This is a genomic window from Micromonospora sp. NPDC005197, from assembly GCF_040608295.1.
Taxonomy (GTDB): Bacteria; Actinomycetota; Actinomycetes; order Mycobacteriales; family Micromonosporaceae; genus Micromonospora.
The window spans coordinates 15,149-39,515 of record NZ_JBEXHY010000036.1; the positions used below are offsets into that span (position 1 = coordinate 15,149).

The following is a 24,367-nucleotide window of genomic DNA, read 5'->3' on the forward strand; positions in this document are numbered from 1 at the left end:
ATGTTCACCGGCATTGTCGAGGAGTTGGGGGAGATCGTCCGGGTCACGGCCACGGCGGGCGATTCGGCGCTGGTCGCCGTGCGCGGCCCGTTGGTCACCTCGGACGCCCGCCACGGTGATTCCATCGCCGTCAACGGCGTCTGCCTGACGGTGGTGGACGCGGCCGACGGCATCTTCACCGCCGACGTCATGGGCGAGACCCTGCGCCGGTCCGCGCTGGGCGCGCTGCGTCCCGGCGACCCGGTCAACCTGGAGCGGGCGGCGGCGCTGGGCAGCCGCCTCGGCGGGCACCTCGTGCAGGGCCACGTCGACGGCGTCGGCGAACTGATCTCCCGGGAACCGGCCGAGCAGTGGGAGACGGTGCGGTTCCGGCTGCCCGCCGCCCTGGCCCGGTACGTGGTGGAGAAGGGCTCGATCACCATCGACGGCGTGTCGCTGACCGTGGCCGAGGTGGGCGCGGACGAGTTCGCCGTCGGGCTGATCCCGACCACCCTGAAGCTGACCACGCTCGGCGCGAAGGGCGTCGGCGACCCGGTCAACCTGGAGGTCGACGTGCTGGCCAAGTACGTCGAGCGGCTGCTCGGCGCCCGGCTCGCCGACGCTTCCGGGGCGACCCCGAGCACGGGCGGGGTGGCCTGATGGGCCCCCTCGGCTGGCTGCTCGACGCCCAGGTGCAGGTGGCCGGCTCGCCGGTGCTGGCCCGGGAGATCGTCGGCAATGTGTTCGGGCTGGTCTCCGCGCTGCTCGGGCTGCGCCGGCTGGTCTGGGCGTGGCCGGTCGGCATGATCGGCAACGCGCTGCTGTTCACCGTCTTCCTCGGCGGGGTGTTCGCCACCCCGCAGGCGCACGACCTGTACGGGCAGGCCGGCCGGCAGGTGTTCTTCTTCGCGGTGAGCGTCTACGGCTGGTGGCGGTGGCGTCGCAACAGCCGCGTCGACGCCGACCACGCCGCGGTGCTGCCGCGCTGGGCCACCGGGCGGGAGCGGCTCGTGCTGCTGCTGGCCGCCGTCGTCGGCACCGCCGCCGCGTACCCGGTGCTCAAGGCGCTGGGCTCCTGGGGCCCGCTGCCGGACGCCTGGATCCTCACCGGCAGTCTGCTGGCCACCTACGGCATGGCCCGTGGCTGGGTCGAGTTCTGGCTGGTGTGGATCGCGGTGGACGCGGTCGGCGTGCCGCTGCTGCTGCGCGGCGGGTTCTACCCGTCGGCGGCCATGTACCTGGTCTACGGCGCCTTCTGCGCCTGGGGCTTCGCCGCCTGGTGGCGCACCTCGCGCGCCACCAGGCCGGCCGCCGCACTCCCGCCCACCTACACGGAGGCCGTCGCATGAGCAGCTTCGCCGATATCGACGAGGCGATCGCCGAGATCGCCGCCGGGCGGCCGGTCGTCGTGGTCGACGACGCCGATCGGGAGAACGAGGGCGACCTGATCTTCGCGGCCGAGCGGGCCACGCCGGAGCTGATGGCGTTCATGGTGCGCCACACCTCCGGGTACGTCTGCGTGGCGTTGACCGAGAGCGAGGCCGACCGGCTCGACCTGCCGCCGATGCACCACACCAACCAGGATCGGCGCGGCACCGCGTACACGGTGACCGTGGACGCCCGGGAGGGGATCAGCACCGGCATCTCGGCGGCCGACCGCGCGCACACCAGCCGGCTTCTCGCCGGCGCGGCGACCGATCCGACCGACCTGGCCCGGCCCGGGCACGTGGTGCCGCTGCGCGCCCGCGAGGGCGGGGTGCTGCGCCGACCCGGGCACACCGAGGCGGCGATCGACCTGACCCGGCTCGCGGGGCTGCGCCCGGCCGGCGTGCTCTGCGAGCTGGTCAACGACGACGGCACCATGATGCGGTTGCCGGACCTGGAGAAGTTCGCCGCCGAGCACGGCCTCACGCTGATCACCATCGCCGACCTGATCGCCTACCGGCGGCGTACCGAGAAGCAGGTCGAGCTGGTCGCCGACGCCCGGATGCCGACGCGGCACGGGGTGTTCCGGGCGCTCGGCTACCGTGCCGAGCACGACCCGGCCGAGCACGTCGCGATGGTGCTCGGTGACCTCGGCGACGGTCAGGACGTGCTGGTCCGGGTCCACTCCGAGTGCCTGACCGGGGACGTGTTCGGCTCGCTGCGCTGCGACTGCGGGCCGCAGCTGGACGCCGCGCTGGCCCGGGTCGCCCGCGAGGGCCGCGGCGTGGTGCTCTACGTGCGCGGGCACGAGGGACGCGGCATCGGCCTGCTGCACAAGCTGCAGGCGTACCAGTTGCAGGACCAGGGTCGCGACACCGTGGACGCCAACCTCGACCTGGGTCTGCCGGCCGACGCCCGCGACTACGGCACCGGCGCGCAGATCCTGTACGACCTGGGCGTGCGCTCGATGCGGCTGCTGACCAACAACCCGGCGAAGCGGGCCGGGCTGGAGGGCTACGGGCTCACCGTCACCGGCCGCGAGAGCCTGCCGGCCGGCGCGCACCCGGAGAACCTGCGCTACCTGCGCACCAAGCGGGACCGGATGGGTCACCTGCTGGACGAGTTGGACGAGGTGTCCGAGGCGCCGCTGGGGCGTCCGGTCGCCGACGACGAGATCGGAGCATGACGATGGCGGGTTTCGGCGAGCCGGGAGTCGAGGCGGTCGACGCTGCGGGGTTGACCGTCGGGGTGGTGGCCGCACGATGGCACGGCGATCTGACCGATCACATGCTGGAGCGCGCGGTCGCCGCCGCCGAGGCGTGCGGGGCGCGGTCCGTGGTGGCGCGTGTCGCCGGCTCCGTGGAGCTGCCGGTCGTCGCCCAGGCCCTCGCCCGCCGCTGCGACGTGGTGGTCGCGCTCGGCGTGGTCGTGCGGGGCGCCACCGCCCACTTCGACTACGTGTGCCGGTCGGTCACCGACGGGCTGACCCGGGTGGCGCTGGACGAGGGCAAGCCGGTGGCGCACGGCGTGCTCACCGTGGAGACCATCGAGCAGGCCCGGGACCGGGCCGGGCTGCCCGGCTCGGCGGAGGACAAGGGCTGGGCGGCGACCGTGGCGGCGCTCGACGCGGCGCTGGCCGTCCGGACCGTGGCCGCCGGCAACGCGCAGCGGGTCGGCTTCGGCGGCTGACGCCGCCTTCGGCGCTGCTCTGCTTCGGTGCCGGCTGGCCTCAGAGCCGGCTGGCCTCAGAGTCGGCCGGCTTCGATGATGCGGCGCAGGAACTGACGGGTGCGGGCCTGCGTCGGCTCGCCGAGCACCTGCTCCGGTGGGCCGCTCTCGACGACGCGCCCCGCGTCGAGGAAGCACACCTCGTCGGCGACCTCCCGGGCGAAGCCCATCTCGTGGGTGGCCAGCACCATGGTCATCCCGTCGGCCTTCAGGTCCCGGATCATCGTCAGCACCTCGCCGACGAGTTCCGGGTCCAGGGCCGAGGTGACCTCGTCGAGCAGCATCAGGCGGGGCGAGTTCGCCAGCGCCCGCACGATCGCCACCCGCTGCTGCTGCCCGCCGGAGAGCGCGTCCGGGTAGGCGTGCGCCTTCGCGCCCAGCCCCACCCGGTCGAGCAGGTCGCGGGCCTGGGCCTCGGCCTCGGCGCGGGACCGCCGGTGCACCCGCCGGGGCGCGAGGGTGATGTTGTCCAGCACGCTCAGGTGCGGAAACAGGTTGTACGCCTGGAACACCATGCCGATCCGCCGACGGACCCGGTCGGCGTCCACCCGGGGGTCGGAGATGTCCTCCCCGTCCAGCTCGATGGTGCCGTCGTCCACCTCCTCCAGGAGGTTCACGCACCGCAGCAGCGTGGACTTGCCCGACCCGGACGCCCCGATCAGGGCCACCACCCGGTGCTCGGCGACCGTCAGGTCGAGCCGGTCCAGCACGACGTGGCCGGCGAACTCCTTGCGCAGGCCCCGGCAGCGCAGCAGCGCCATGGTCAGCCTCCCGACTGGCGACGGGCCGAGCGCAGCGTCACCCAGTCGGTGACGGCGATCAGCGGGATCGCGAGCAGCACGAACAGCACCCCGGCCACGACGTACGGGGTGTAGTTGAACGACTGGGCGGTGGCGATCTGGGCGGCCCGGACCGCGTCGATCGGGCCGGCGAGCGAGACCAGGCCGACGTCCTTCTGCAGGGCCACCACGTCGTTGAGCAGCGGTGGCGCCACCCGGCGGACGGCCTGCGGCAGCACCACGTGCCGCATCGTCTGCCGGTAGGTCAGGCCCAGCGAACGGGCCGCGGCGAGCTGGCTGGGGTGCACCGACTCGATGCCGGCCCGGAACACCTCGGCCAGGTAGCCGCCGTAGGTGAGCACCAGCGCGAGCCCGCCGAGCACCAGCACCGACGGCATGCCCCGCAGCCGCAGCCCGGGCACGCCGAGGGTGAGCAGGTACAGCACGATGATCAGGGGCAGACCCCGGAAGGTGTACGTGTAGCCGGCGGCCAGCGCCCGTACCGGGAAGAAGACCGGGCCGCGCAGTGTCCGCAGCACGGCGATCACCAGCCCAAGCAGCAGCGCGCCGGCCGCGCAGCAGACCAGCAGCCGGACGTTGAGCCAGAGCCCGTCCAGCACGGCAGGCAGCGCGTCGGCGCCGATCCGCGGGTCCAGGAACGACTGCCGGACCCGGTCCCAGCCCGGCGCGCCGGTCACGGCGACGACCAGCAACGTGCCGAGCGCCGCCGTGGAGAAGGCCGCGATCAGCACGCTGTGCAGGCTCTGCCGACGCCGGTACGCCGACCGCCGCAGCTGCGCCGCGGACGGGGTGTGTTCCCGCGGCGTCACTTCAGCTCGGCCGCCCCCGCCACCTGCGCGAGCCACTTCTGCTCCAGCTCGGTCAGCGTGCCGGCCTCGCTGAGCTGACCGACCGCGCCGCTCACGCAGCGGGTCAGCGGCGAGTTCTTGTCCAGCAGCAGCCCGAACGCCTCCGGCACGCCCACCTGCGGCACCTGCCCGACGATCGTCGCGTCGGCGATCTCCGCGCCGGTGATGTAGAAGGCGGTCGGCAGGTCCACCACGAGCCCGTCGACCTGCCCGTTCTGCAGGGCCTTCTTGGCGTCGTCGTTGCTGTTGTAGACCTGCGGCTTCGCGGACGGCTTGATGACGTCCGTGATCGCCTGGTAGCTGGTCGTGCCGACCTGGGCGCCGAGCCGGGCGCCGCGCAGGTCGGCCAGCGAGGTCTTGCCGGCGATCTTCGAGGACTTCAGCGCGATGACGGTCTGCCGTACCAGGTAGTACGGGGCCGAGAAGTCCACCGCCTGCTTGCGCTCCTCGGTGACGGAGAACTGGTTGATGTCGAAGTCGAAGTTCTTCTCCCCGGGCGCGATCGCGGTGTCGAACTTGACCCGGGTCCAGGTGACGTCGCCCCGGGCGTAGCCGAGCTTCTCGGCCACCGCGTACGCGACGGCGGCCTCGAAGCCCTCGCCGCTGTCCGGCTTGTCCTGCCGGAACCACGGCTCGTACGCCGGCTGGTCGGTGGCGATGGTGAGCTTGCCCGGCGTACGGGTGGGCAGGCTGTCCTTCGTGCAGGACGGCGTGGCGGTGGGTGTCGGTTCCTCGTCCTGTGGCGCGCATCCGGCGGTGGCGACGACGACGCCGGCGAGGGTGAGCGCGAAAAGGCGTGAGCGGCTGGCCATGGCGGACAGCGTAGAGGTCCATGGGCGTCGATCGAAGATTTTCCCACCATGCTGATAGGGAATAGTCCGTCTGCTGGGTCGCGGTGGACCCGGACTCGGGGCGCCGGCCGGGCGGCTGGAAGAATCGTTCCCCGTGAAGACGTTCGAGGAGTTGTTCGCCGAGCTGCAGGCCAAGGCCGCCGCCGGCACCCCGGGCTCGGGCACCGTCGCCGCGCTGAACAAGGGCGTGCACTTCATCGGCAAGAAGGTTGTCGAGGAGGCGGCCGAGTCGTGGATGGCCGCCGAGCACGAGGGGCCGCAGCGTACCGCCGAGGAGATCTCCCAGCTGCTCTACCAGGTCCAGGTGCTGATGCTCGCCAGCGGTCTCGAACTGAAGGACGTCTACCGACATCTGTGAGTGCGCCCCGTCGTTGATCAGATTCGATCGAAGGAGCACTCCGTCATGTTGCGTGTCGCCATCCCCAACAAGGGCACCCTGGCCGAGCCGGCCGCCCAGATGCTGCGTGAGGCGGGCTACCGCCAGCGCACCGACCCCAAGGACCTCGTCTGCCGCGACGAGGCCAACGATGTCGAATTCTTCTACCTGCGTCCCAAGGACATCGCCACCTACGTCGGCTCCGGTGACCTCGACCTCGGCATCACCGGCCGGGACCTGCTGATCGACTCGGCCGCACCCGCCGAGGAGGTCGTCGACCTCGCCTTCGGTCGGGCCACCTTCCGCTTCGCCGCCCGCCCCGACGACATCGCCTCCGTGCGGGATCTGGGCGGGCACCGGATCGCCACCGCGTATCCGGGGCTGGTCGAGCGGCACCTCGACGAGGCGGGCGTCAAGGCCGAGGTGATCCGCCTCGACGGCGCCGTGGAGAACGCCGTACGCCTCGGTGTCGCCGACGTGATCGCGGACGTGGTGGAGACCGGCGCGACCCTGCGCCAGGCGGGCCTCGTGGTGTTCGGCGAGCCGCTGCTGCGCTCGTCGGCGGTGCTGGTCCGCCGCGCCGGCGCACCGGCGCACGCGCAGGCCGAGCAGTTGCTGCGCCGCCTGCACGGCGTGCTGGTGGCCCGCCGCTACGTGATGCTCGCCTACGACGTCCCGGCCGGTCTGCTGGACCGCGCCAGCGGGCTGACCCCCGGCATCGAGTCGCCCACCGTGTCGCCGCTGCACCGCGAGGGCTGGGTGGCAGTGCAGGCCATGGTGCTCCGCGACGACGTGCACCGGATCATGGACGAGCTGTACGAGCTGGGCGCCCGCGCCATCCTGGTGACCAACATCCACGCCTGCCGCCTCTGAGCGTTCACGGGATCGCTGAGACGGGGGTGTCCGCCCGCGCGGGACACCCCCGTTTCGCTGATCTCGACTGATCAACCGCGCCGCGCCGGCATGGGCGCGTCGCGGGACGCTGAGTGATGGCTCGGCGGGTGGTGCGTCTGCGGGGCGGGTACGGGTGGCAGACTGGTGGGGTGAGTGACACCGAGCTGGTCCGTCTCAAGCCCCGCCGCATCCGGGTGGTGTGCTGGTCGGCGGCGGTCGCGCTGGTGGTGGTGTTCGCCGTGGTCGCCACCTCGCTGAGCGGGCCGACCGGCGACGGCTACGGCAGCTTCCAGCGTGGCGACCAGATCGCCATGATCGGTCTGGGCATCTTCGGGGCGCTGGGTTTCCTGCTGTTCACCCGCCCGCGGGTGGAGGCGGACGCGCGGGTCATCCGGGTGCGCAACGTCATCAGCTCGTACGAGCTGCCCTGGGAGGTTGTCCGGGGGGTCCGTTTCGACCGGGGCGCGCCGTGGGCGAGCCTGGAGCTGCACGACGACGACCTGCTGCCGATGGTCGCCCTGCAGGCGGCCGACAAGGAGCTGGCCGTCGACGGGGTCCGCGCCCTGCGCCGGCTGCACGAGGCCCACCTGAACCGCCTCGCCCAGCGCGCCGCCGGCAGCTGACCCCGCCGCTCGCCGACCTGCGCCACCGTCGGCGCTGCTCACGGCCGGGGTGCCCGGTTTGGGGGCGAGCGAGGCGGCGGTGTACTGTTGTCGCGTCGACCAGGCTGTCTCCGCATGCGAGCAGACAGCCTTGAAAGCGGAGCGCCTGCTCCCACCCGAGTCGCCGCCACGGTGGCCGGGTCCGGTCACCGGTTCCGGGCACGTCCCGGTCCCGGACGTGTGATCCTGTGATCACGCCGACCGGTCGAGCGGGCCCTGGCATGCGCCGGGGCCTTCTGCTTTCCGGGTCGGTTCCCACCCGGGAGCCGCAGGGGTCGGCGACAGAGCAGAAACGACTCGAGGAGGCCCCATCAGCGTCGAACCACGCGTGAACGAGCAGATCCGGGCACGTGAGGTCCGACTGGTCGGCCCCGAGGGTGAGCAGGTGGGCATCGTCCCGCTGGAGCGCGCCCTTCAGCTGGCCGCGGACGTCGATCTGGACCTGGTCGAGGTTGCGCCGATGGCGCGCCCGCCGGTGTGCAAGCTCATGGACTTCGGCAAGTTCAAGTACGAGAGCGCACTCAAGGCGCGCGAAGCGCGGCGTAATCAGCAGCAGACCGTCATCAAGGAAATGAAGCTCCGTCCGAAGATCGACCCGCACGACTACGAGACCAAAAAGGGTCACGTGGTGCGGTTCCTCAAGGCGGGCGACAAGGTCAAGGTGACGATCATGTTCCGCGGTCGCGAGCAGAGCCGCCCGGAGCTGGGTTACCGGCTCCTGCGCCGGCTCGAATCCGAGATCACGGAACTGGGATACGTCGAGGCCGCTCCGAAGCAGGACGGCCGAAACATGATCATGGTTCTCGCTCCGCATCGGGCCGTGAAGGCCTCCGCGGTCGCCGCTACGGCGTCCCGCGGCGGACCTCGGGACCGGGCAGCGGACGAGTCCGCCGCTCCGGAAGCCGATGAGACCGCGGCGGTCAGCGAGACCGCAGCAGCCGGTGACACCGGCCTCGCCGCCGACACCAGCGGCGAGTAACAGGGGAGAAGACGTTCCACATGCCGAAGATGAAGAGCCACACGGGTATGGGTAAGCGGGTCAAGGTGACCGGCAAGGGCAAGATCGTTGCCCAGCAGGCCGGCCTCCGTCACAACCTGGAGAAGAAGCCCTCCACCCAGACCCGCCGGCTGACCGGCACGGTCGTGCTGGCCAAGGCCGACGTCAAGCGCATCAAGAAGCTGCTCGGCCGCTGACGCGCGCCACCTTTACGTAATAAGGAGTTGAGATGGCACGCGTCAAGCGGGCTGTGAACGCCCAGAAGAAGCGTCGTACCCTGCTGGAGTCCGCGAGTGGTTACCGCGGTCAGCGCTCCCGGCTGTACCGCAAGGCCAAGGAGCAGGTGCTGCACTCGATGCAGTACGCCTACCGGGACCGTCGTGACCGCAAGGGCGACTTCCGGCAGCTGTGGATCCAGCGGATCAATGCAGGCGCCCGGGCGAACGGGATGACCTACAACCGCCTGATCCAGGGCATGCGTCTGGCCGGCATCGAGGTCGACCGCAAGATCCTGGCCGACATGGCTGTCAACGACGCCGCTTCCTTCGCGGCGATCGTCGAGCTGGCCCGGGCCGCGGTCACGGCCGAGGGCACCGGCGGCGCGGCGGCTCAGGCCGCCTGATCCCCACGCACCAGAACGAGGCGTCTCCCGTGTCGGCACCGCCGTCCGGGGGGCGCCTCAATCGTGTCGGAGGACCACCCATGATGGCTTTCACCCCGCGTACCCCAAGGGTTGTCGCCGCCCGCCGGTTGCAGCGCCGCCGGGACCGCGACGCCACCGGCCTGTTCCTGGCCGAGGGCCCGCAGGCGGTCCGCGAGGCCCTCGCACGGCCGGGGGTGGTCACCGAGCTGTTCGGTACGCCCGCCGCGCTGGACCGGCACCCGGAGCTCGCCGCGACGGCGGCCCGCGCCGACGTGCCGGTCTCCGAGGTGACCGACGACGCGCTCGCCGCGCTGGCCGAGACCGTCGCCCCGCAGGGGCTGGTCGCCGTCTGCCGGCACCTCGACGTGCCGCTGGAGCAGGCCCTCGCCGGCAGGCCCCGGTTGGTGGCGGTGCTCGCCGAGATCCGCGATCCGGGCAACGCCGGCACGGTGCTGCGCACCGCCGACGCGGCCGGCGCGGGTGCGGTGGTCTTCGCCGGGGACGCGGTCGACCCGTACAACGGCAAGTGTGTGCGGGCCTCGGCCGGCAGCCTCTTCCACGTCGACGTGGTCCGCGCGCCCGACCCGGTCGCGGTGGTCGACGCGCTGCGCGCCGCCGGGCTGTCGATCTTCGCCACCACCGGGTACGGCGACGACGACCTGGACGACCTGACCGACTACGGCCGGCTCGTCGGGCCCACCGCGTGGTTGTTCGGCTCGGAGGCGCACGGCCTGCCCGAGGAGTTGACCGCCGCCGCCGACGCCCGGGTGCGGGTGCCGCTGTACGGGCGCGCGGAGAGCCTCAACCTGGCTGCCGCCGCGGCGGTCTGCCTGTACGCTTCAGCGAGAGCGCAGCGCTGACGGTGACCACCTCCGGCGCGACCGACAGCAGGGGAGAGCATCCGCCCATGAACGCGACACGGCGTTCGTTTAGCCAGCCCGCCGGTGTCGGCGGGCGGCGGGCCTGACCTGCTCCCTGCGCAACTCCTACCGGCGGGCTGCGGCACAGCCGCGCGTCCGTAGACTCGCCTAGCCGCCCCGATGAGGGCTGGCGCCGCCGTGAGGGAGTGCCCGTACGCCATGAGCTACCGCAACGATCCGTACGACCCGAAGCAGGTCGCCCTGCTCGACCCGGCCGCCCTGGACGAGGCCGTCGCCGACGCCACGAAGGCGTTCACGGCCGCCGCCGATCCGGACGCGCTGACCGCGCTGCGTTCGGCGCACCTGGGGGACCGGTCGCCGGTCTCCCTCGCGCGCCGCGAGATCGGCGCGCTGCCGCCGGCCGCGAAGTCCGACGCCGGTAAGCGGGTCAACGAGGCCCGCCGGGCGATCGAAGCCGCGTACGCCGACCGCGCCGAGGTGGTGGAGCGCGAGCAGGCCGAGCGGGTGCTGGTCGAGGAGCGGGTGGACGTCACGCTGCCCTTCAACAGGCGTCCGCGCGGGGCCCGGCATCCGCTGAGCGTCCTGATGGAGTCGATCAGCGACCTGTTCGTCGGGATGGGCTACGAGGTGGCCGAGGGGCCCGAGGTCGACCTGGAGTGGGTCAACTTCGACGCGTTGAACATCCCCGCCGACCACCCGGCACGCGGGCTGATGGACACGTTCCACATCGCACCCGCCGATGGCTCCGCGGGCTCGGGCCTTGTTCTGCGCACGCACACGTCGACGGTGCAGACCCGCACCATGCTCAGCCGCAAGCCACCGATCTACGTGATCGTGCCCGGCCGCGTCTACCGCACCGACGAGATCGACGCCACGCACAGCCCGGTGTTCCACCAGGCCGAGGGCCTGGTGGTCGACAAGGGCATCACGATGGCGCACCTGCGGGGCACGCTGGACCACTTCGCGCGGGCCATGTTCGGCCCGGAGGCGAAGACCCGGTGGCGGCCGCACTACTTCCCGTTCACCGAGCCGTCAGCGGAGTTCGACGTGTGGTTCCCGGAGCACCGCGATGGCCCGCAGTGGGTCGAGTGGGGTGGCTGCGGGATGGTCAACCCGCGGGTGCTGCGCGCCTGCGGCGTGGACCCGGAGGTCTACTCCGGATTCGCCTTCGGCATGGGCATCGACCGGACCCTGATGGTCCGGCACGGGGTCAGCGACATCCGCCATCTCTTCGAGGGCGACGTGCGGTTCAGCCGCGCGCTCTCCACCGGGGCGTAGGCGATGCGGGTACGAGACACGGGAACGGTGGTCTGAAGTCATGCGAGTTTCTGTCAGCTGGCTGCGGGAGTACGTCGACCTCCCCGCCGACCTGCCCACCGGTGACCTGGAGCAGGCCCTGGTCAACCTCGGCATCGAGGTCGAGTCCGTCGTGGACCTGCGCGAGAGCGTCACCGGCCAGCTCGTCGTCGGCGAGGTGCGCGAGATCGAGGAGCTGACCGGCTTCAAGAAGCCGATCCGCTTCTGCCGGGTCGACGTGGGCGCCGCCAACGGCACCGGCGAGCCGCAGGAGATCGTCTGCGGGGCGCGCAACTTCGCCCCCGGTGACCGGGTGGTGGTGATCCTGCCCGGCGGTGTGCTGCCCGGCGGGTTCGCCATCGGCGCCCGCAAGACGTACGGGCACAACTCGGCCGGCATGATCTGCTCGGCGAAGGAGCTGGGCCTGGGCGACGACCACTCCGGCATCATCGTGCTGCCGCCGGACGTGTCCGCCAAGCCCGGCGACGACGCGCGGCCCGTCGTCGGCCTCGATGACGTCGTTCTCGAGCTGGAGATCACCCCGGACCGGGGGTACGCGCTGAGCCTGCGGGGCCTGGCCCGGGAGCTGTCGCACGCGTTCGACGTGCCGCTGCGCGACCCGGGGATGGCGCCCGCGCCGGGCGGCACGCCGACGCCGGCGTACCCGGTGGAGGTCCGCGACACGGTCGGCTGCGACCGGTTCACCGCCCGCCTGGTCCGCGGCATCGACCCGACCGCGCCCACCCCGTCGTGGATGGCCCAGCGACTGGTCACCGCCGGCATCCGCAGCATCTCGCTGCCGGTGGACATCACCAACTACGTGATGCTGGAGCTGGGCCAGCCGATGCACGCCTTCGACGCCGACCGGATCGTCGGGCCGCTTGTGGTCCGCCGCGCCGAGCCGGGGGAGAAGCTGACCACCCTGGACGGCGTCAACCGGGTGCTCACCGCCGACGACATGGTGATCTGCGACGACACCGGGCCGATCTCCCTCGCGGCGGTGATGGGTGGCGAGACCAGCGAGGTCGTCCCCGGCACCACGACAGTGCTCTTCGAGGCGGCGCACTGGGACCCGGCGATGGTCGGGCGCACGGCCCGCCGGCACAAGCTGTTCAGCGAGGCCGCGAAGCGCTGGGAGCGGGGCGTCGACCCGGCCGTTGCGCTGGTCGCGTTGGAGCGGGCCGTTGAGCTGCTCACCGAGCACGGCGGCGGCACCCCGAGCGCGGAGATCCTGGACATCAACCACGTCCGCCCGCGTACCCCGATCACCCTGCCGGCGGACCTGCCGACCCGGCGGGTCGGCGTCGAGTACCCGCCGGCGCGGGTCGTCGCCCTGCTGGAGCAGGTCGGCTGCACGGTCGCGCAGGGCGCGGACCGGTTGTCCGAGGACCCGGGCGCGGTCGGCACGGCCAGCGGCGCGGGCGTGGCGCTGAGCGTCACCCCGCCGAGCTGGCGGCCCGACCTGACCGACCCGGCCGACCTGGTCGAGGAGGTCGTCCGCCTCGACGGGTACGACAAGGTCCCGTCGGTGCTGCCGACCGCGCCGCCCGGTCGCGGGCTGACCCCGCGCCAGCGTCGCCGCCGGGCCGTGGCCGTGTCGCTGGCCGAGCGGGGGTACGTGGAGGTGCTCGCGCACCCGTTCGTGTCGCCGGAGCTGGCCGACCAGCTCGGCCTGCCGGCCGACGACCCCCGCCGGCCCGCGGTGCGGCTGGCCAACCCGTTGTCGGAGGAGGAGCCGCTGCTGCGCACCATGCTGCTCGGCCCGCTGCTCGGCATTCTCAAGCGCAACCTCGGCCGGGGTCACCGTGACCTCGCCCTCTACGAGATCGGCGCGGTCTTCCACCCGCGTCCCGGCGCCGGCAGCCCGCCGGCGATGGGCGTGGACCGGCGACCGACTGACGAGGAGTTCGCCGCCGCCGACGCCGTGGTGCCGGCGCAGCCGGTGCACGTCGCGGCGGTGCTCGCCGGCGACCTCGACCCGGCCGGCTGGTGGGGCGCGGGTCGACCGGCCGGCTGGGCGGACGCCATCGAGACGGCCCGTGACGTGCTCGACGCCGCCGGGATCCCCGACGAGCGGGTGGAGGTGCGGGCGGCCGAGTACGCGCCGTGGCACCCGGGCCGCTGCGCCGAGGTGCGCGTCGACGGCACGGTCGTCGGGCACGCCGGTGAGCTGCACCCGGTGGTGGTCGCGGCGCTGGAGCTGCCCCGCCGCACCTGCGCTATGGAGCTGAACCTCGATGCGCTGCCGCCGACCCCGGTGACGCCCGCGCCGACGGTGTCCGGCTTCCCGCCGGCGCTGATCGACGTGGCCCTGGTGGTGGACGACTCGGTGCCGGCGGAGCAGGTGCGTCGTGCGCTGGAGGCGGGCGCCGGGGAGCTGCTGGAGGACGTGCGGCTGTTCGACGTGTACTCCGGCGCGCAGCTCGGCGAGGGGCGGCGGTCGCTGGCGTACAAGCTGACGTTCCGGGCGCCGGACCGGACGTTGACCGTCGAGGAGGCCGTGGCGGCACGGGACGCGGCGGTCGCCGTCGCGGCGGAGCGCCTCGGCGCGACCCTGCGCGGCGCCTGAGGGGTCCCGGTGCGGGGATAGCTCGCGGTGGCCGCCGTACTCGCGGTGGCCACCGCCGGCCTGCGCTGGGCCCGCCGGCACCTGCTGCCGCGGTTCCTGAGGGGGCTCATCCAATCGCGCTGCGTCACCGGATCCGTTCACCATGTGGGCTATCGGCCGAAAGGGCACCGGCCTCGGCATGTTCGGCTACCCGCGAGTCACCTCCGAGCGGTTAGCCTGCTTGAATTCCGGCGACCACCGGAAGACACCCCCACCACCCCCATGGGAGTTGATCCATGTCCGAGGATCGGGCCGCGCAGGTCACGACGGCCGACGTCTGCATCGTCGGTGGCTGCGGTCGGGTGGGTCTGCCTCTGGGCATCGCCTTCGCCGCCCGTGGCCTCTCCGTGGTCCTGTACGACATCAACGCCGACGCGGTGGCCACGGTGAACGCGGCCCGGCTCCCGTTCGCCGAGCCCGGCGCCGCGGACCCGTTGGCCGAGGCGGTCGCCGCCGGGCGGCTGCGGGCGACCACCGACCCGGCCAGCGTGGGCGGTTCCGAGCACCTGGTGGTGGTGGTCGGCACGCCGGTCGACGAGCACCTCAACCCGGACCTCGGCGCGGTGCCCCGGGCCCTGGAGCGGTGCGCCGAGCACCTGCGCGACGGGCAACTCGTGGTGCTGCGCAGCACCGTCTACCCGGGAGTGACCGCGCTGACCGAGAAGCTGCTGGCCGGCAAGGGCATCCGCGCCGACGTGGCGTTCTGTCCGGAGCGGATCGCCGAGGGGCGGGCGATGACCGAGCTGTTCACGCTGCCGCAGATCGTGGCGGCCCGGACGCCGACGGCGCTGGCCCGCGCGGAGAAGCTCTTCCGGCACCTCACCGAGGAGATCGTGCCACTGGAGCCGGAGGAGGCGGAGCTGGCCAAGCTTTTCACCAACACCTGGCGCTACATCAAGTTCGCCACCGCCAACCAGTTCTGGATGATGGCCAACGACTTCGGCCTCGACTTCGCCCGGATCCGGCACGCGGTGGCGTACGACTATCCGCGCGCGGCGGACCTGCCGATGCCCGGCTTCGCCGCCGGGCCGTGCCTGTTCAAGGACACCATGCAGCTCGCGGCGTTCAACCGGAACAACTTCGTGCTCGGCCACTCCGCCATGCTGATCAACGAAGGGCTGCCGCTGTACCTGGTGTCCCGTCTGGAGGACCGGTTCGACCTGTCCGAGATGACGGTCGGCATCCTCGGTATGGCGTTCAAGGGCGGCAGCGACGACCCGCGGGAGAGCCTGGCGTACAAGCTGCGCAAGATCCTGGCGCTGAAGACCCGGGAGACGCTCTGCACCGACCCGTACGTGGCCGACGAGCGCTTCGTCGACCTGGACGAGGTGCTGCGCCGGGCCGACCTGCTGGTCATCGCCGCGCCGCACGAGCAGTACGCCCGACTGGAGACCGACACCCCACTGATCGACATGTGGGGGCTGACCGGACAGGGGGTGCGGGTGTGACGCCACGCGTGTCGGTCGTCGTCCCGGTCTACAACGAGGGCGAGGCGATCGTCCGCTGCCTGGAGCGGATGCTGCGGGAGATGCTGCTTCCGGCCGAGGTGCTCATCGTGCACGACATGCCCGAGGACACCACCGTGCCGTACGCCGAGCAGATCGCCCGGCAGGACCCGCGCGTCCGGGCGGTGCTCAACACCTACGGCCGAGGGCCCGCGAACGCGATCCGGTTCGGTGTCGACGCGGCCCAGGCCCCCGTCGTGGTGGTGACCATGGCCGACGGCTGCGACGACCCGCGTCAGATCGACGAGCTGGCCCGGCTGGTGGACCGGGGCGTGGTGGTGGCCGCGGCCTCCCGCTACATGCCGGGCGGGCAGCAGGTGGGCGGGCCACGGCTGAAGCGGATGATGTCCCGGTGGGCCGGGCGCAGCCTCTACACCTTCGCCCGGGTCGGCACCCGGGACGCCACCAACAGCTTCAAGGCGTACGACACGGCCTTCGTCCGGGAGGTGGGCATCGAGTCCCGGACCGGGTTCGAGATCGGCCTGGAGCTGACGGCCAAGGCCACCCGGCTGCGGCTGCCGGTGGCCGAGATCCCGACCATCTGGCTGGACCGGCCGCTGGGCGAGTCCCACTTCGACCTGGGTCGGTTCCTTCCCGGTTACCTGCGCTGGTACTTCTTCGCCTACGGTCGGCGGCTGAGCCGGGAGAAGCTCGCCGCGGGCACCGTCGCGGCGGCCGTGCCGGCCCCGCGCGACCCGCAGGACAACAGCACCGAGTACGAGAAAACCGCTTAGGAGCGCACGTGGCGAAGGTCCTGGTAACTGGTTCGGCCGGATTCATCGGCGGCTACCTCGTCGAGGAGCTGTTGGACCGGGGCCACGAAGTGGTCGCGGTCGACAACTTCTCCAAGTACGGGCCGGTAACCCACAGCTATGACGACCATCCCCGCTATCGCTTCGTCGAGGGTGACGCCCGCGACGTCGATCTGCTCACCGAGCTGCTGAACGGCTGCGACCACCTGGTGGCCGGGGCGGCGATGATCGGCGGGATCTCCTACTTCCACGCGTACGCCTACGATCTGCTCGCCACCAACGAGCGGATCATGGCGGCGACGTGCGACGCGGCGATCCGTGCGCACCGGGACGGGCAGCTGTCCAAGGTCACCTATCTCTCCTCCTCGATGGTCTACGAGTCGACCGAGCAGTGGCCGAGCCGGGAGGGCGACGAGCGGCGAGTCCCACCGCCACTGTCGTCGTACGGGTTCCAGAAGCTGGCCGTGGAGTACTACGCCCGCGCCGCCTGGGAGCAGTACCAGGTGCCGTACACCATCGTCCGGCCGTTCAACTGCGTGGGCGTGGGCGAGGGGCGGGCGCTCGGCCAGGCAGAGGTGCTCTCGGGCAACGTGAAGCTGGCCATGTCGCACGTCGTGCCGGACCTGGTGCAGAAGATCGTCAAGGGGCAGGACCCGCTGCACATCCTCGGTGCGGGCAACCAGGTGCGCCACTACACGTACGGCGGCGACCTGGCCCGGGGGATCGCCACCGCGATCGAGCACCCGGCCGCCCGCAACGAGGACTTCAACCTGTCGACAGCGGAGTCCACCAGCGTGCTCGAGTTGGCAGAGCTGATCTGGCACAAGATCAAGGGCCCGGACGTGCCGTTCCGGTACGTCTCCGATGAGCCGTTCCGCTACGACGTGCAGAAGCGCGTGCCGGACGTCACCAAGGCCCGTGAGGTGCTCGGGTTCACCGCGACCACGTCGCTGGACGCGATGCTCGACGAGGTCGTCCCCTGGGTGAGCCGGGCCGTCGCGGAGGGTCGTCTCTGACCGTCGCGTCCCGTGTTCGTCCCCCGCCGTCCGGCCCGTGTCGCCCCGCGACCGGGCCGGAGGTGTGTCGGTGCCACGTGCATCATTGCCATGCAGTGGACTGCATGAACTTGCAGCCCTTCGATCAGGGCTGCTAGCCTTCGTTGCATAGTCATGCGGAGGTGAGTATGGGGATCCGAGTCGCGGTCGCCGGAGCGAGCGGGTACGCCGGAGGCGAGCTGCTGCGCCTGGTCGCCGGGCACCCGGAGTTCGACCTGGTCGCCGCCACCGCGCACCGCCAGGCCGGGCACCGCGTCGACGTGGTGCACCCGCAGCTCACCGGGCTCGACCTGGTGCTCGGCGAGACCGACCCGTCGACCCTGGCCGACGCCGACCTGGTCTTCCTGGCGCTGCCGCACGGCGAGTCGGCGGCCCTCGCGGCCCACCTGCCGCCCGAGGTGCGCATCGTCGACCTGGGCGCCGACCACCGGCTCGCCGACCCGTACGCCTGGGCGCAGTACTACGGCGGCACGCACGCCGGCCAGTGGACCTACGGGCTGCCCGAGCTGCCCGGCCAGCGGGAGCTGATCGCCGGCTCGACCCGGGTGGCGAACACCGGCTGCTATGCCGCCGCGATCACCCTGGCGCTCGCGCCGCTGCTCGCCGACGGGGCTGCCAGCCCCGCCGACGTCGTGGTGGTCGCCGCCTCGGGCACCTCCGGCGCGGGCCGCGCGGCGAAGCCGCACCTGCTGGCCAGCGAGGTGCAGGGGGACCTGTCGCCGTACCGGGTCGGCACCCACCAGCACGTGCCCGAGATCAAGCAGGCGACCGGGGCGACCGGTCTGTCGTTCACGCCGGTCCTCGCGCCGATGCCGCGCGGCATCCTGGCCACGGTCACCGCCGTACCGGCGCGCGGCGTCGACCCGCAGCAGGTGCTGGCGCAGGCGTACGCGGACGCGCCGTTCGTGCACGTGCTGGCGGAGGGGCGCTGGCCGCACACCGCCGCCACCCTGGGTTCCAACTCGTGCCACCTGCAGGCCACCGTCGACGTCGACTCGGGTCGGCTGATCGTGCTCAGCGCACTGGACAACCTCGGCAAGGGCGCGGCCGGTCAGGCCGTGCAGAACGCCAACCTGATGTTCGGCCTGCCGGAGACGACGGGCCTGTCGATCTGGGGAGTCGCACCATGAGCGTCACCGCCCCTCGGGGTTTCCGGGCGGCCGGGGTGGCCGCCGGTCTGAAGGCCAGCGGTGGCGCCGACGTCGCCCTGGTGGTCAACGACGGCCCGGACGCCGGTGTCGCCGGTGTCTTCACCACCAACCGGGTCAAGGCCGCGCCGGTGCGCTGGAGCCAGCAGGTCGTGCAGGGCGGTGTCGTCCGGGCGGTCGTGCTCAACTCCGGTGGCGCCAACGCCTGCACCGGTCCGGCCGGCTTCCAGGACACCCACGCCACTGCCGAGCACACCGCCTCCGCGTTGAGCGCGGTCAGCCCGCGGCTCCTCCTCGGCGCCGGCGAGGTGGCGGTCTGCTCCACCGGCCTGATCGGTGAGCGACTGCCGATGTCGAAGCTGCTGCCCGGGGTCCGTACGGCCATCCGGGGTCTGTCGCGCGACGGCGGTCCGGCCGCCGCCGAGGCGATCATGACCACCGACACCCGGCCGAAGACCACTGTCGCGCGCGGCAGCGGTTGGACGGTCGGCGGGATGGCCAAGGGCGCCGGGATGCTCGCGCCGGGCATGGCCACCATGCTGTGCGTGCTCACCACCGACGCGGTGGCCGGGCCGGCTCTGCTGGATGAGGCGCTGCGCGCGGCCACCCGGGTGACCTTCGACCGGGTCGACTCCGACGGCTGCATGTCCACCAACGACACCGTGCTGCTGCTGTCGAGCGGCGCGAGCGGCATCGAGCCGACCCTGGACGAGCTGGCCGCCGCGGTCACGACGGCCTGTCACGACCTGGCACAGCAGCTCATCGCCGACGCCGAGGGCGCGACCAAGCAGGTCGCCATCGACGTGGTCGGCGCCGCCGACGAGGACGACGCCGTCGAGGTGGGCCGCTCGGTGGCCCGCAACAACCTGGTCAAGACGGCGTTGTTCGGCAACGACCCGAACTGGGGCCGGATCCTCGCGGCGGTCGGCACGACGGCCGCCGCCTTCGAGCCGGACGAGGTGGACGTCGCCGTCAACGGGGTGTGGGTGTGCCGGGGCGGCGCTGCCGCCGAGGACCGCTCGAAGGTCGACCTCACCGGCCGGGACGTGACGATCCGGATCGACCTGCACGCCGGCGACGCGGTGGCGACGATCTGGACCAACGACCTGTCCCACGCGTACGTGCACGAGAACTCGGCGTATTCGACATGAGTCTCAGCGGCGATCTCACCCGCGCCCAGGTCAAGGCGGAGACGCTGATCGAGGCCCTGCCCTGGCTGGCGCGTTTCTCCGGCTCCACAGTGGTGGTCAAGTACGGCGGCAACGCCATGACCGAGTCGGCGCTGCAACGGGCGTTCGCTGCCGACATGGTGTTCCTGCGGTACGCCGGTCTGAAGCCCGTCGTGGTGCACGGCGGCGGCCCGCAGATCTCGGCCATGCTGGGCCGGCTCGGCATCGCCAGCGAGTTCCGGGGCGGCCTGCGGGTGACGACCGCCGAGGCGATGGACGTGGTCCGGATGGTGCTGGTCGGGCAGGTGGGCCGGGAGCTGGTCGGGCTGATCAACTCGCACGGTCCGTTCGCCGTCGGGCTCTCCGGCGAGGACGCCCGGCTGTTCACCGCGGTGCGCCGCCCCGCGTACGTGGACGGGCTGCCGGTCGACGTCGGCCAGGTCGGCGACGTCGAGTCGGTGGATGTGTCGGCGGTGACCGACCTCATCGACGCCGGTCGGATCCCGGTGATCTCCACTGTCGCGCCGGACGCCGACGGGGTCCTGCACAACCTCAACGCGGACACCGCCGCCGCCGCCCTCGCCGTCGCGTTGCGGGCCCGCAAGTTGGTCGTGCTCACCGACGTGGCCGGCCTGTACGCGGACTGGCCGGACACCACCAGCCTGATCTCCGAGATCACCGCGGACGACCTGGCCAAGCTGCTGCCCGGTCTCGAGTCGGGGATGGTGCCGAAGATGGAGGCCTGCCTGCGGGCGGTGCGCGGGGGAGTGCCCGCTGCGCACGTCGTCGACGGCCGGGTGGCGCACTCCACGCTGCTGGAGGTCTTCACCTCGGAGGGGTTCGGAACGATGGTGGTGCTTCAGGACGGGATGGTCGGGGCATGAGCAGCCTGCTGCAACGCTGGACGCAGTCCATGATGGACAACTACGGCACGCCGCCGCTGGCGCTGGTCTCCGGCGCGGGGGCCGTGGTGGTCGACGACGCGGGTCGGGAATACCTGGACCTGGTCGGCGGGATCGCTGTCAACGCCCTCGGTCACGCCCACCCGGCGGTGGTGGCGGCGGTGTCCAAGCAGGTCGCGACGCTCGGGCACGTCTCCAACCTCTACGTCGCCGAGCCGCCGGTCGCCCTCGCGGAGCTGCTGCTGGCGCTCGCCGGCCGGCCCGGCCGGGTCTTCTTCGCCAACTCCGGAGCGGAGGCGAACGAGGCCGCGTTCAAGCTGTCCCGGCGCACCGGGCGCAGCCACGTGGTCGCCACCAACGGCGCCTTCCACGGTCGCACCATGGGCGCCCTCGCGCTGACCGGCCAGCCCGCCAAGGCCGACCCGTTCCGGCCGCTGCCCGGCGAGGTGACCCACGTCGACTTCGGCGACGTCGCCGCCCTCGAGGCGGCGGTCACCGACGCCACCGCCATGGTCATCCTGGAGCCCATCCAGGGCGAGAACGGCGTGGTCGTCCCGCCGGCCGGTTACCTGGCGGCGGCGCGGCGGATCACCGACCGGCACGGCGCGCTGCTGGTGCTCGACGAGGTGCAGACCGGCATCGGCCGCACCGGGCACTGGTTCGCCCACCAGGCCGAGGGTGTGGAGCCCGATGTGGTGACCCTGGCCAAGGGGTTGGGTGGCGGGCTGCCGCTCGGCGCGACGCTGGCCTTCGGCCGTGCCGCCGACCTGCTCACCCCCGGCTCGCACGGCACCACCTTCGGCGGCAACCCGGTGAGCTGCGCCGCCGCGCTCGCCGTGGTGGCCACGATCGCCAACGAGGGGCTGCTCGACCACGTCAAGCGCGTCGGCGAACGGCTGCGCCGGGGCGTCGAGGCGCTGGGCCACCCGCTGATCGACGGCGTACGCGGGGCCGGGCTGCTGCTCGGCGTGACCCTCACCGCGCCGGCGGCGCCGGTGCTCGCCGAGACGCTGCGAGACGCCGGCTTCCTGGTCAACGCGGTGCAGCCGGGCGTACTCCGGCTCGCCCCGCCGCTGATCCTCACCGCCGCCCAGGTCGACGCCTTCCTCGCCGCGCTCCCGGCGGCTCTGGACGCGTCGGCCGCTGGAACCGACCGGGCGCCGACCACCACCACGACGACGGGGACGACCGCATGATCCGGCACTTTCTGCGCGACGACGACCTCTCGCCCGCCGAGCAGTCCAGCGTGCTCGACCTGGCGGCGCGGATGAAGGCCGACCGCTTCGGCCACCAGCCGCTGGCCGGCCCCCGCTCGGTGGCGGTGCTCTTCGACAAGCAGAGCCTGCGCACCCGGATCTCGTTCGACGCCGGCATCGCCGAGCTGGGCGGGCACCCCTTGGTCGTGGACACCCAGGTCACCCACTTCGGTCGGGGCGAGACGCTCGCGGACGCCGGCCGGGTGCTGTCGCGCTACGTCGCGGCCATCGTCCTGCGCACCCACGGCGACGACCGGATCGCCGAGGTGGCGAGCGGCGCGAGCGTCCCGGTGATCAACGCGCTCACCGACGGTTTCCACCCCTGCCAGCTGCTGGCCGACCTGCTCACCATCCGGGAGCGCTGCGGCGGCACGGCCGGCCGCACCCTCACCTACGTGGGCGACGGCGCCAACAACATGGCGCAGTCGTACCTGCTGGCCGGGGCGACGGCCGGGATGCACGTGCGGATCGCCGGCCCGGCCGGGTTCGCGCCGGCCGCGGCGGTGGTGCGGCAGGCCGCCGAGATCGCCGCCGGCACGGGCGGGTCGGTACGGGTGCTGACCGACCCGGCCCAGGCGGTCCGCGACGCCGACGTGCTGGCCACCGACACGTGGACGTCGATGGGGCAGGAGGCCGACGGACTGGACCGGGTCACCCCGTTCCTGCCGTACCAGGTCAACAAGAAGCTGCTCGGCCAGGCCGCACCGGACGCGATCGTGCTGCACTGCCTGCCCGCCCACCGGGGCGAGGAGATCACCGACGAGGTGCTCGACGGCCCGCAGAGCGCGGTCTTCGACCAGGCGGAGAACCGGCTGCACGCCCAGAAGGCGCTGCTGACGTTCCTGCTCGCGGCGTCCGGGACGACGCGATGAGCGCCCCGCTGACCCGCGCCGCCCGGCACGCCCGGATCGTGGAGCTGATCCGGGACCGGCCCGTGCGGTCGCAGACCGAACTGGCCGACCTGCTCGCCGCCGACGGCGTCGGGGTCACCCAGGCCACCCTCTCGCGGGACCTGGAGGAGTTGGGCGCGGTCAAGGTGCGCGGCGGCGACGGTCCGGCCGTCTACCTGATCCCCGAGGACGGCCAGCGCCCGCTGCGCGACGCCGAGGCGGCGCCGGCCCGGCTGGTGCGGTTGCTGCGGGAACTGCTCAACGGCGTGGACGCCAGCGGCAACATCGCCGTGCTGCGCACCCCGCCGGGCGCAGCACAGTACCTGGCCAGCGCGTTGGACCGGGCGGGCCTGCCCGAGATCGTCGGCACCATCGCCGGCGACGACACCATCCTCGTCGTGGCCCGCGAGGCCGTCGGCGGGGCCGCGCTCGGTGACAAGCTCGCCGGCTGGGCCCGCCGGGACGACACCGTTGAAGGGACCACGGCATGACCGAGCGGGTCGTCCTCGCGTACTCCGGGGGGTTGGACACCTCCGTGGCGATTCCCTACCTGGCCGAGCAGACCGGCGCCGAGGTGATCGCGGTGGCGGTCGACGTCGGGCAGGGCGGGGAGGACCTCGACGCCATCCGGCAGCGCGCCCTGGACTGCGGCGCCGCCGAGTCCGAGGTCGTCGACGCGCGCGACGAGTTCGCCGCCGACTACTGCGTGCCGGCCATCCGGGCGAACGCCCTCTACATGGACCGTTACCCGCTGGTGTCGGCGCTGTCCCGGCCGCTGATCGTCAAGCACCTGGTGGCGGCGGCGCGCAAGCACGGCGGGACGATCGTCTCGCACGGCTGCACCGGCAAGGGCAACGACCAGGTCCGATTCGAGGTGGGCCTGGGCGCGCTCGCCCCCGAGCTGAAGATCATCGCCCCGGCCCGCGACTTCGCCTGGACCCGGGACAAGGCGATCGCGTTCGCCGAGGAGAAGGGGCTGCCGATCGACGTGTCGGCGAAGTCCCCGTACTCGATCGACCAGAACCTGTGGGGCCGCGCCGTGGAGACGGGCTTCCTGGAGGACATCTGGAACGCCCCGATCGAGGACCTCTACTCGTACACCGACGACCCGGCGGAGCCCCGCGACGCCGACGAGATCGTGATCACCTTCGACGGCGGCGTGCCGGTGGCGATCGACGGCGAGACCGTCACCCCGTACCAGGCGATCCTGGAGCTGAACCGGCGCGCGGGCGCCCAGGGCGTGGGCCGGCTCGACATGGTCGAGGACCGCCTCGTGGGCATCAAGAGCCGTGAGGTGTACGAGGCGCCCGGCGCGATCGCGCTGATCACCGCCCACCAAGAGTTGGAGGCGGTGACCGTCGAGCGGGACCTGGCCCGGTTCAAGAAGAGCGTGGACCAGCGCTGGGGTGAGCTGGTCTACGACGGCCTGTGGTTCTCGCCGTTGAAGGACTCGCTTGACGCGTTCATCGACGACGCGCAGCGGCACGTGAGCGGCGAGGTGCGGATGACCCTGCACGGCGGCCGGGCCACCGTCACCGGCCGGCGCTCCGAGGAGAGCCTCTACGACTTCGGACTGGCCACCTACGACACCGGCGACACCTTCGACCAGTCCCTCGCGAAGGGCTTCGTGCAGCTGTGGGGCCTTCCGAGTCGGATGGCCGCGGCCCGCGACGCCCGGCTGGGTGGCTGACGACCATGGGGA

26 protein-coding genes are annotated in these 24,367 nt (G+C 72.5%); 23 read left to right on the plus strand and 3 right to left on the minus strand.

Annotated features, from left to right (window positions below):
* From ABZU46_RS14830 to ribH, 4 genes are read left to right on the plus strand one after another with little or no spacing between them, the layout of a single operon-like run.
* Complete coding sequence (locus ABZU46_RS14830; protein WP_354857811.1) at window positions 1–639, plus strand: riboflavin synthase; 639 nt, start codon at window positions 1–3, stop codon at window positions 637–639.
* Window positions 639–1,328, plus strand: coding sequence for a nicotinamide riboside transporter PnuC (pnuC, locus tag ABZU46_RS14835; protein ID WP_354857812.1), 690 nt, complete (start codon window positions 639–641; stop codon window positions 1,326–1,328). The genes ABZU46_RS14830 and pnuC overlap by 1 nt, the downstream gene beginning before the upstream one ends.
* Window positions 1,325–2,590 carry a bifunctional 3,4-dihydroxy-2-butanone-4-phosphate synthase/GTP cyclohydrolase II gene (locus ABZU46_RS14840; RefSeq protein ID WP_354857814.1) on the plus strand — a complete coding sequence of 422 codons (1,266 nt, stop codon included), beginning with the start codon at window positions 1,325–1,327 and terminating at the stop codon, window positions 2,588–2,590. Before pnuC ends, ABZU46_RS14840 begins: the two co-directional genes overlap by 4 nt.
* A 2-nt stretch (window positions 2,591–2,592) precedes the next feature.
* Window positions 2,593–3,093 (plus strand): 6,7-dimethyl-8-ribityllumazine synthase, encoded by a 501-nt coding sequence (ribH, locus tag ABZU46_RS14845; protein WP_234589790.1) that lies wholly within the window; start codon window positions 2,593–2,595, stop codon window positions 3,091–3,093.
* Between the two features lie 56 nt (window positions 3,094–3,149).
* On the opposite strand, the gene ABZU46_RS14850 is transcribed toward ribH, so the two are convergent.
* The 3 genes from ABZU46_RS14850 to ABZU46_RS14860 are packed head-to-tail and all read right to left on the minus strand — an operon-like array spanning window position 3,150 to window position 5,592.
* Complete coding sequence (locus ABZU46_RS14850; protein ID WP_354857817.1) at window positions 3,150–3,893, minus strand: amino acid ABC transporter ATP-binding protein; 744 nt, start codon at window positions 3,891–3,893, stop codon at window positions 3,150–3,152.
* Between the two features lie 2 nt (window positions 3,894–3,895).
* Window positions 3,896–4,741: an amino acid ABC transporter permease gene (locus ABZU46_RS14855; protein WP_354857819.1), complete on the minus strand. Its 846-nt coding sequence runs from the start codon at window positions 4,739–4,741 to the stop codon at window positions 3,896–3,898.
* Complete coding sequence (locus ABZU46_RS14860) at window positions 4,738–5,592, minus strand: transporter substrate-binding domain-containing protein (protein WP_354857821.1); 855 nt, start codon at window positions 5,590–5,592, stop codon at window positions 4,738–4,740. The genes ABZU46_RS14855 and ABZU46_RS14860 overlap by 4 nt, the downstream gene beginning before the upstream one ends.
* A gap of 133 nt (window positions 5,593–5,725) precedes the next feature.
* On the opposite strand from ABZU46_RS14860, the gene ABZU46_RS14865 reads away from it, so the two are divergent.
* The 19 genes from ABZU46_RS14865 (at window position 5,726) to ABZU46_RS14955 (ending at window position 24,355) form a co-directional block, all read left to right on the plus strand.
* Entirely contained in the window at window positions 5,726–5,989 is a 264-nt protein-coding gene (locus ABZU46_RS14865) for a phosphoribosyl-ATP diphosphatase (RefSeq protein WP_234589761.1), read from the plus strand.
* Window positions 5,990–6,034: 45 nt separating this feature from the next.
* Window positions 6,035–6,880, plus strand: a complete 846-nt coding sequence (gene hisG, locus ABZU46_RS14870; RefSeq protein ID WP_354857823.1) for an ATP phosphoribosyltransferase — start codon at window positions 6,035–6,037, stop codon at window positions 6,878–6,880.
* 170 nt (window positions 6,881–7,050) lie between these two features.
* On the plus strand, window positions 7,051–7,524 hold the full coding sequence (locus ABZU46_RS14875) for a PH domain-containing protein (RefSeq protein ID WP_354857826.1): 474 nt from the start codon (window positions 7,051–7,053) through the stop codon (window positions 7,522–7,524).
* A gap of 367 nt (window positions 7,525–7,891) precedes the next feature.
* The gene (infC, locus tag ABZU46_RS14880; RefSeq protein ID WP_328655039.1) at window positions 7,892–8,542 is read left to right on the plus strand and encodes a translation initiation factor IF-3; all 651 of its coding nucleotides are present in this window, start codon (window positions 7,892–7,894) and stop codon (window positions 8,540–8,542) included.
* Between the two features lie 20 nt (window positions 8,543–8,562).
* Window positions 8,563–8,757, plus strand: coding sequence for a 50S ribosomal protein L35 (gene rpmI / locus ABZU46_RS14885; RefSeq protein WP_007458415.1), 195 nt, complete (start codon window positions 8,563–8,565; stop codon window positions 8,755–8,757).
* Between the two features lie 32 nt (window positions 8,758–8,789).
* Window positions 8,790–9,182 (plus strand): 50S ribosomal protein L20, encoded by a 393-nt coding sequence (gene rplT, locus ABZU46_RS14890; protein ID WP_088947486.1) that lies wholly within the window; start codon window positions 8,790–8,792, stop codon window positions 9,180–9,182.
* Window positions 9,183–9,265: 83 nt separating this feature from the next.
* Window positions 9,266–10,063, plus strand: coding sequence for an RNA methyltransferase (locus tag ABZU46_RS14895; protein WP_354857878.1), 798 nt, complete (start codon window positions 9,266–9,268; stop codon window positions 10,061–10,063).
* Window positions 10,064–10,282: 219 nt separating this feature from the next.
* The gene (gene pheS, locus ABZU46_RS14900) at window positions 10,283–11,362 is read left to right on the plus strand and encodes a phenylalanine--tRNA ligase subunit alpha (protein ID WP_354857829.1); all 1,080 of its coding nucleotides are present in this window, start codon (window positions 10,283–10,285) and stop codon (window positions 11,360–11,362) included.
* A 40-nt stretch (window positions 11,363–11,402) separates the two neighbouring features.
* The gene (gene pheT / locus ABZU46_RS14905) at window positions 11,403–13,949 is read left to right on the plus strand and encodes a phenylalanine--tRNA ligase subunit beta (RefSeq protein WP_354857831.1); all 2,547 of its coding nucleotides are present in this window, start codon (window positions 11,403–11,405) and stop codon (window positions 13,947–13,949) included.
* Between the two features lie 275 nt (window positions 13,950–14,224).
* On the plus strand, window positions 14,225–15,436 hold the full coding sequence (locus tag ABZU46_RS14910; protein WP_354857834.1) for a nucleotide sugar dehydrogenase: 1,212 nt from the start codon (window positions 14,225–14,227) through the stop codon (window positions 15,434–15,436).
* Window positions 15,433–16,227 (plus strand): glycosyltransferase family 2 protein, encoded by a 795-nt coding sequence (locus ABZU46_RS14915; RefSeq protein WP_354857837.1) that lies wholly within the window; start codon window positions 15,433–15,435, stop codon window positions 16,225–16,227. The genes ABZU46_RS14910 and ABZU46_RS14915 overlap by 4 nt, the downstream gene beginning before the upstream one ends.
* 8 nt (window positions 16,228–16,235) lie before the next feature.
* Window positions 16,236–17,261: an NAD-dependent epimerase/dehydratase family protein gene (locus ABZU46_RS14920; protein ID WP_354857840.1), complete on the plus strand. Its 1,026-nt coding sequence runs from the start codon at window positions 16,236–16,238 to the stop codon at window positions 17,259–17,261.
* Between the two features lie 167 nt (window positions 17,262–17,428).
* Complete coding sequence (gene argC / locus ABZU46_RS14925; protein ID WP_354857842.1) at window positions 17,429–18,430, plus strand: N-acetyl-gamma-glutamyl-phosphate reductase; 1,002 nt, start codon at window positions 17,429–17,431, stop codon at window positions 18,428–18,430.
* Window positions 18,427–19,599, plus strand: coding sequence for a bifunctional glutamate N-acetyltransferase/amino-acid acetyltransferase ArgJ (argJ, locus tag ABZU46_RS14930; protein ID WP_354857844.1), 1,173 nt, complete (start codon window positions 18,427–18,429; stop codon window positions 19,597–19,599). Before argC ends, argJ begins: the two co-directional genes overlap by 4 nt.
* Window positions 19,596–20,501, plus strand: coding sequence for an acetylglutamate kinase (argB, locus tag ABZU46_RS14935; RefSeq protein ID WP_354857847.1), 906 nt, complete (start codon window positions 19,596–19,598; stop codon window positions 20,499–20,501). The genes argJ and argB overlap by 4 nt, the downstream gene beginning before the upstream one ends.
* Window positions 20,498–21,715, plus strand: a complete 1,218-nt coding sequence (locus ABZU46_RS14940; protein WP_354857849.1) for an acetylornithine transaminase — start codon at window positions 20,498–20,500, stop codon at window positions 21,713–21,715. Before argB ends, ABZU46_RS14940 begins: the two co-directional genes overlap by 4 nt.
* Window positions 21,712–22,647 (plus strand): ornithine carbamoyltransferase, encoded by a 936-nt coding sequence (argF, locus tag ABZU46_RS14945; protein ID WP_354857852.1) that lies wholly within the window; start codon window positions 21,712–21,714, stop codon window positions 22,645–22,647. The genes ABZU46_RS14940 and argF overlap by 4 nt, the downstream gene beginning before the upstream one ends.
* Window positions 22,644–23,156 carry an arginine repressor gene (locus ABZU46_RS14950; protein WP_354857854.1) on the plus strand — a complete coding sequence of 171 codons (513 nt, stop codon included), beginning with the start codon at window positions 22,644–22,646 and terminating at the stop codon, window positions 23,154–23,156. The genes argF and ABZU46_RS14950 overlap by 4 nt, the downstream gene beginning before the upstream one ends.
* A complete protein-coding gene (locus tag ABZU46_RS14955) occupies window positions 23,153–24,355 on the plus strand; it encodes an argininosuccinate synthase (RefSeq protein ID WP_354857857.1) in 1,203 nt (400 codons plus the stop codon). The genes ABZU46_RS14950 and ABZU46_RS14955 overlap by 4 nt, the downstream gene beginning before the upstream one ends.
* Window positions 24,356–24,367 lie beyond the last annotated feature (12 nt).

Coding starts and splice junctions, on each gene's coding strand:
- ABZU46_RS14830 (WP_354857811.1), top strand. CDS start 1: ATGTTCACCGGCATTGTCGAGGAGTTGGGGGAGATCGTCCGGGTCACG.
- pnuC (WP_354857812.1), top strand. CDS start 639: ATGGGCCCCCTCGGCTGGCTGCTCGACGCCCAGGTGCAGGTGGCCGGC.
- ABZU46_RS14840 (WP_354857814.1), top strand. CDS start 1,325: ATGAGCAGCTTCGCCGATATCGACGAGGCGATCGCCGAGATCGCCGCC.
- ribH (WP_234589790.1), top strand. CDS start 2,593: ATGGCGGGTTTCGGCGAGCCGGGAGTCGAGGCGGTCGACGCTGCGGGG.
- ABZU46_RS14850 (WP_354857817.1), bottom strand. CDS start 3,893: ATGGCGCTGCTGCGCTGCCGGGGCCTGCGCAAGGAGTTCGCCGGCCAC.
- ABZU46_RS14860 (WP_354857821.1), bottom strand. CDS start 5,592: ATGGCCAGCCGCTCACGCCTTTTCGCGCTCACCCTCGCCGGCGTCGTC.
- hisG (WP_354857823.1), top strand. CDS start 6,035: ATGTTGCGTGTCGCCATCCCCAACAAGGGCACCCTGGCCGAGCCGGCC.
- rpmI (WP_007458415.1), top strand. CDS start 8,563: ATGCCGAAGATGAAGAGCCACACGGGTATGGGTAAGCGGGTCAAGGTG.
- rplT (WP_088947486.1), top strand. CDS start 8,790: ATGGCACGCGTCAAGCGGGCTGTGAACGCCCAGAAGAAGCGTCGTACC.
- ABZU46_RS14895 (WP_354857878.1), top strand. CDS start 9,266: ATGGCTTTCACCCCGCGTACCCCAAGGGTTGTCGCCGCCCGCCGGTTG.
- pheS (WP_354857829.1), top strand. CDS start 10,283: ATGAGCTACCGCAACGATCCGTACGACCCGAAGCAGGTCGCCCTGCTC.
- pheT (WP_354857831.1), top strand. CDS start 11,403: ATGCGAGTTTCTGTCAGCTGGCTGCGGGAGTACGTCGACCTCCCCGCC.
- ABZU46_RS14910 (WP_354857834.1), top strand. CDS start 14,225: ATGTCCGAGGATCGGGCCGCGCAGGTCACGACGGCCGACGTCTGCATC.
- argC (WP_354857842.1), top strand. CDS start 17,429: ATGGGGATCCGAGTCGCGGTCGCCGGAGCGAGCGGGTACGCCGGAGGC.
- argJ (WP_354857844.1), top strand. CDS start 18,427: ATGAGCGTCACCGCCCCTCGGGGTTTCCGGGCGGCCGGGGTGGCCGCC.
- argB (WP_354857847.1), top strand. CDS start 19,596: ATGAGTCTCAGCGGCGATCTCACCCGCGCCCAGGTCAAGGCGGAGACG.
- ABZU46_RS14940 (WP_354857849.1), top strand. CDS start 20,498: ATGAGCAGCCTGCTGCAACGCTGGACGCAGTCCATGATGGACAACTAC.
- argF (WP_354857852.1), top strand. CDS start 21,712: ATGATCCGGCACTTTCTGCGCGACGACGACCTCTCGCCCGCCGAGCAG.
- ABZU46_RS14950 (WP_354857854.1), top strand. CDS start 22,644: ATGAGCGCCCCGCTGACCCGCGCCGCCCGGCACGCCCGGATCGTGGAG.
- ABZU46_RS14955 (WP_354857857.1), top strand. CDS start 23,153: ATGACCGAGCGGGTCGTCCTCGCGTACTCCGGGGGGTTGGACACCTCC.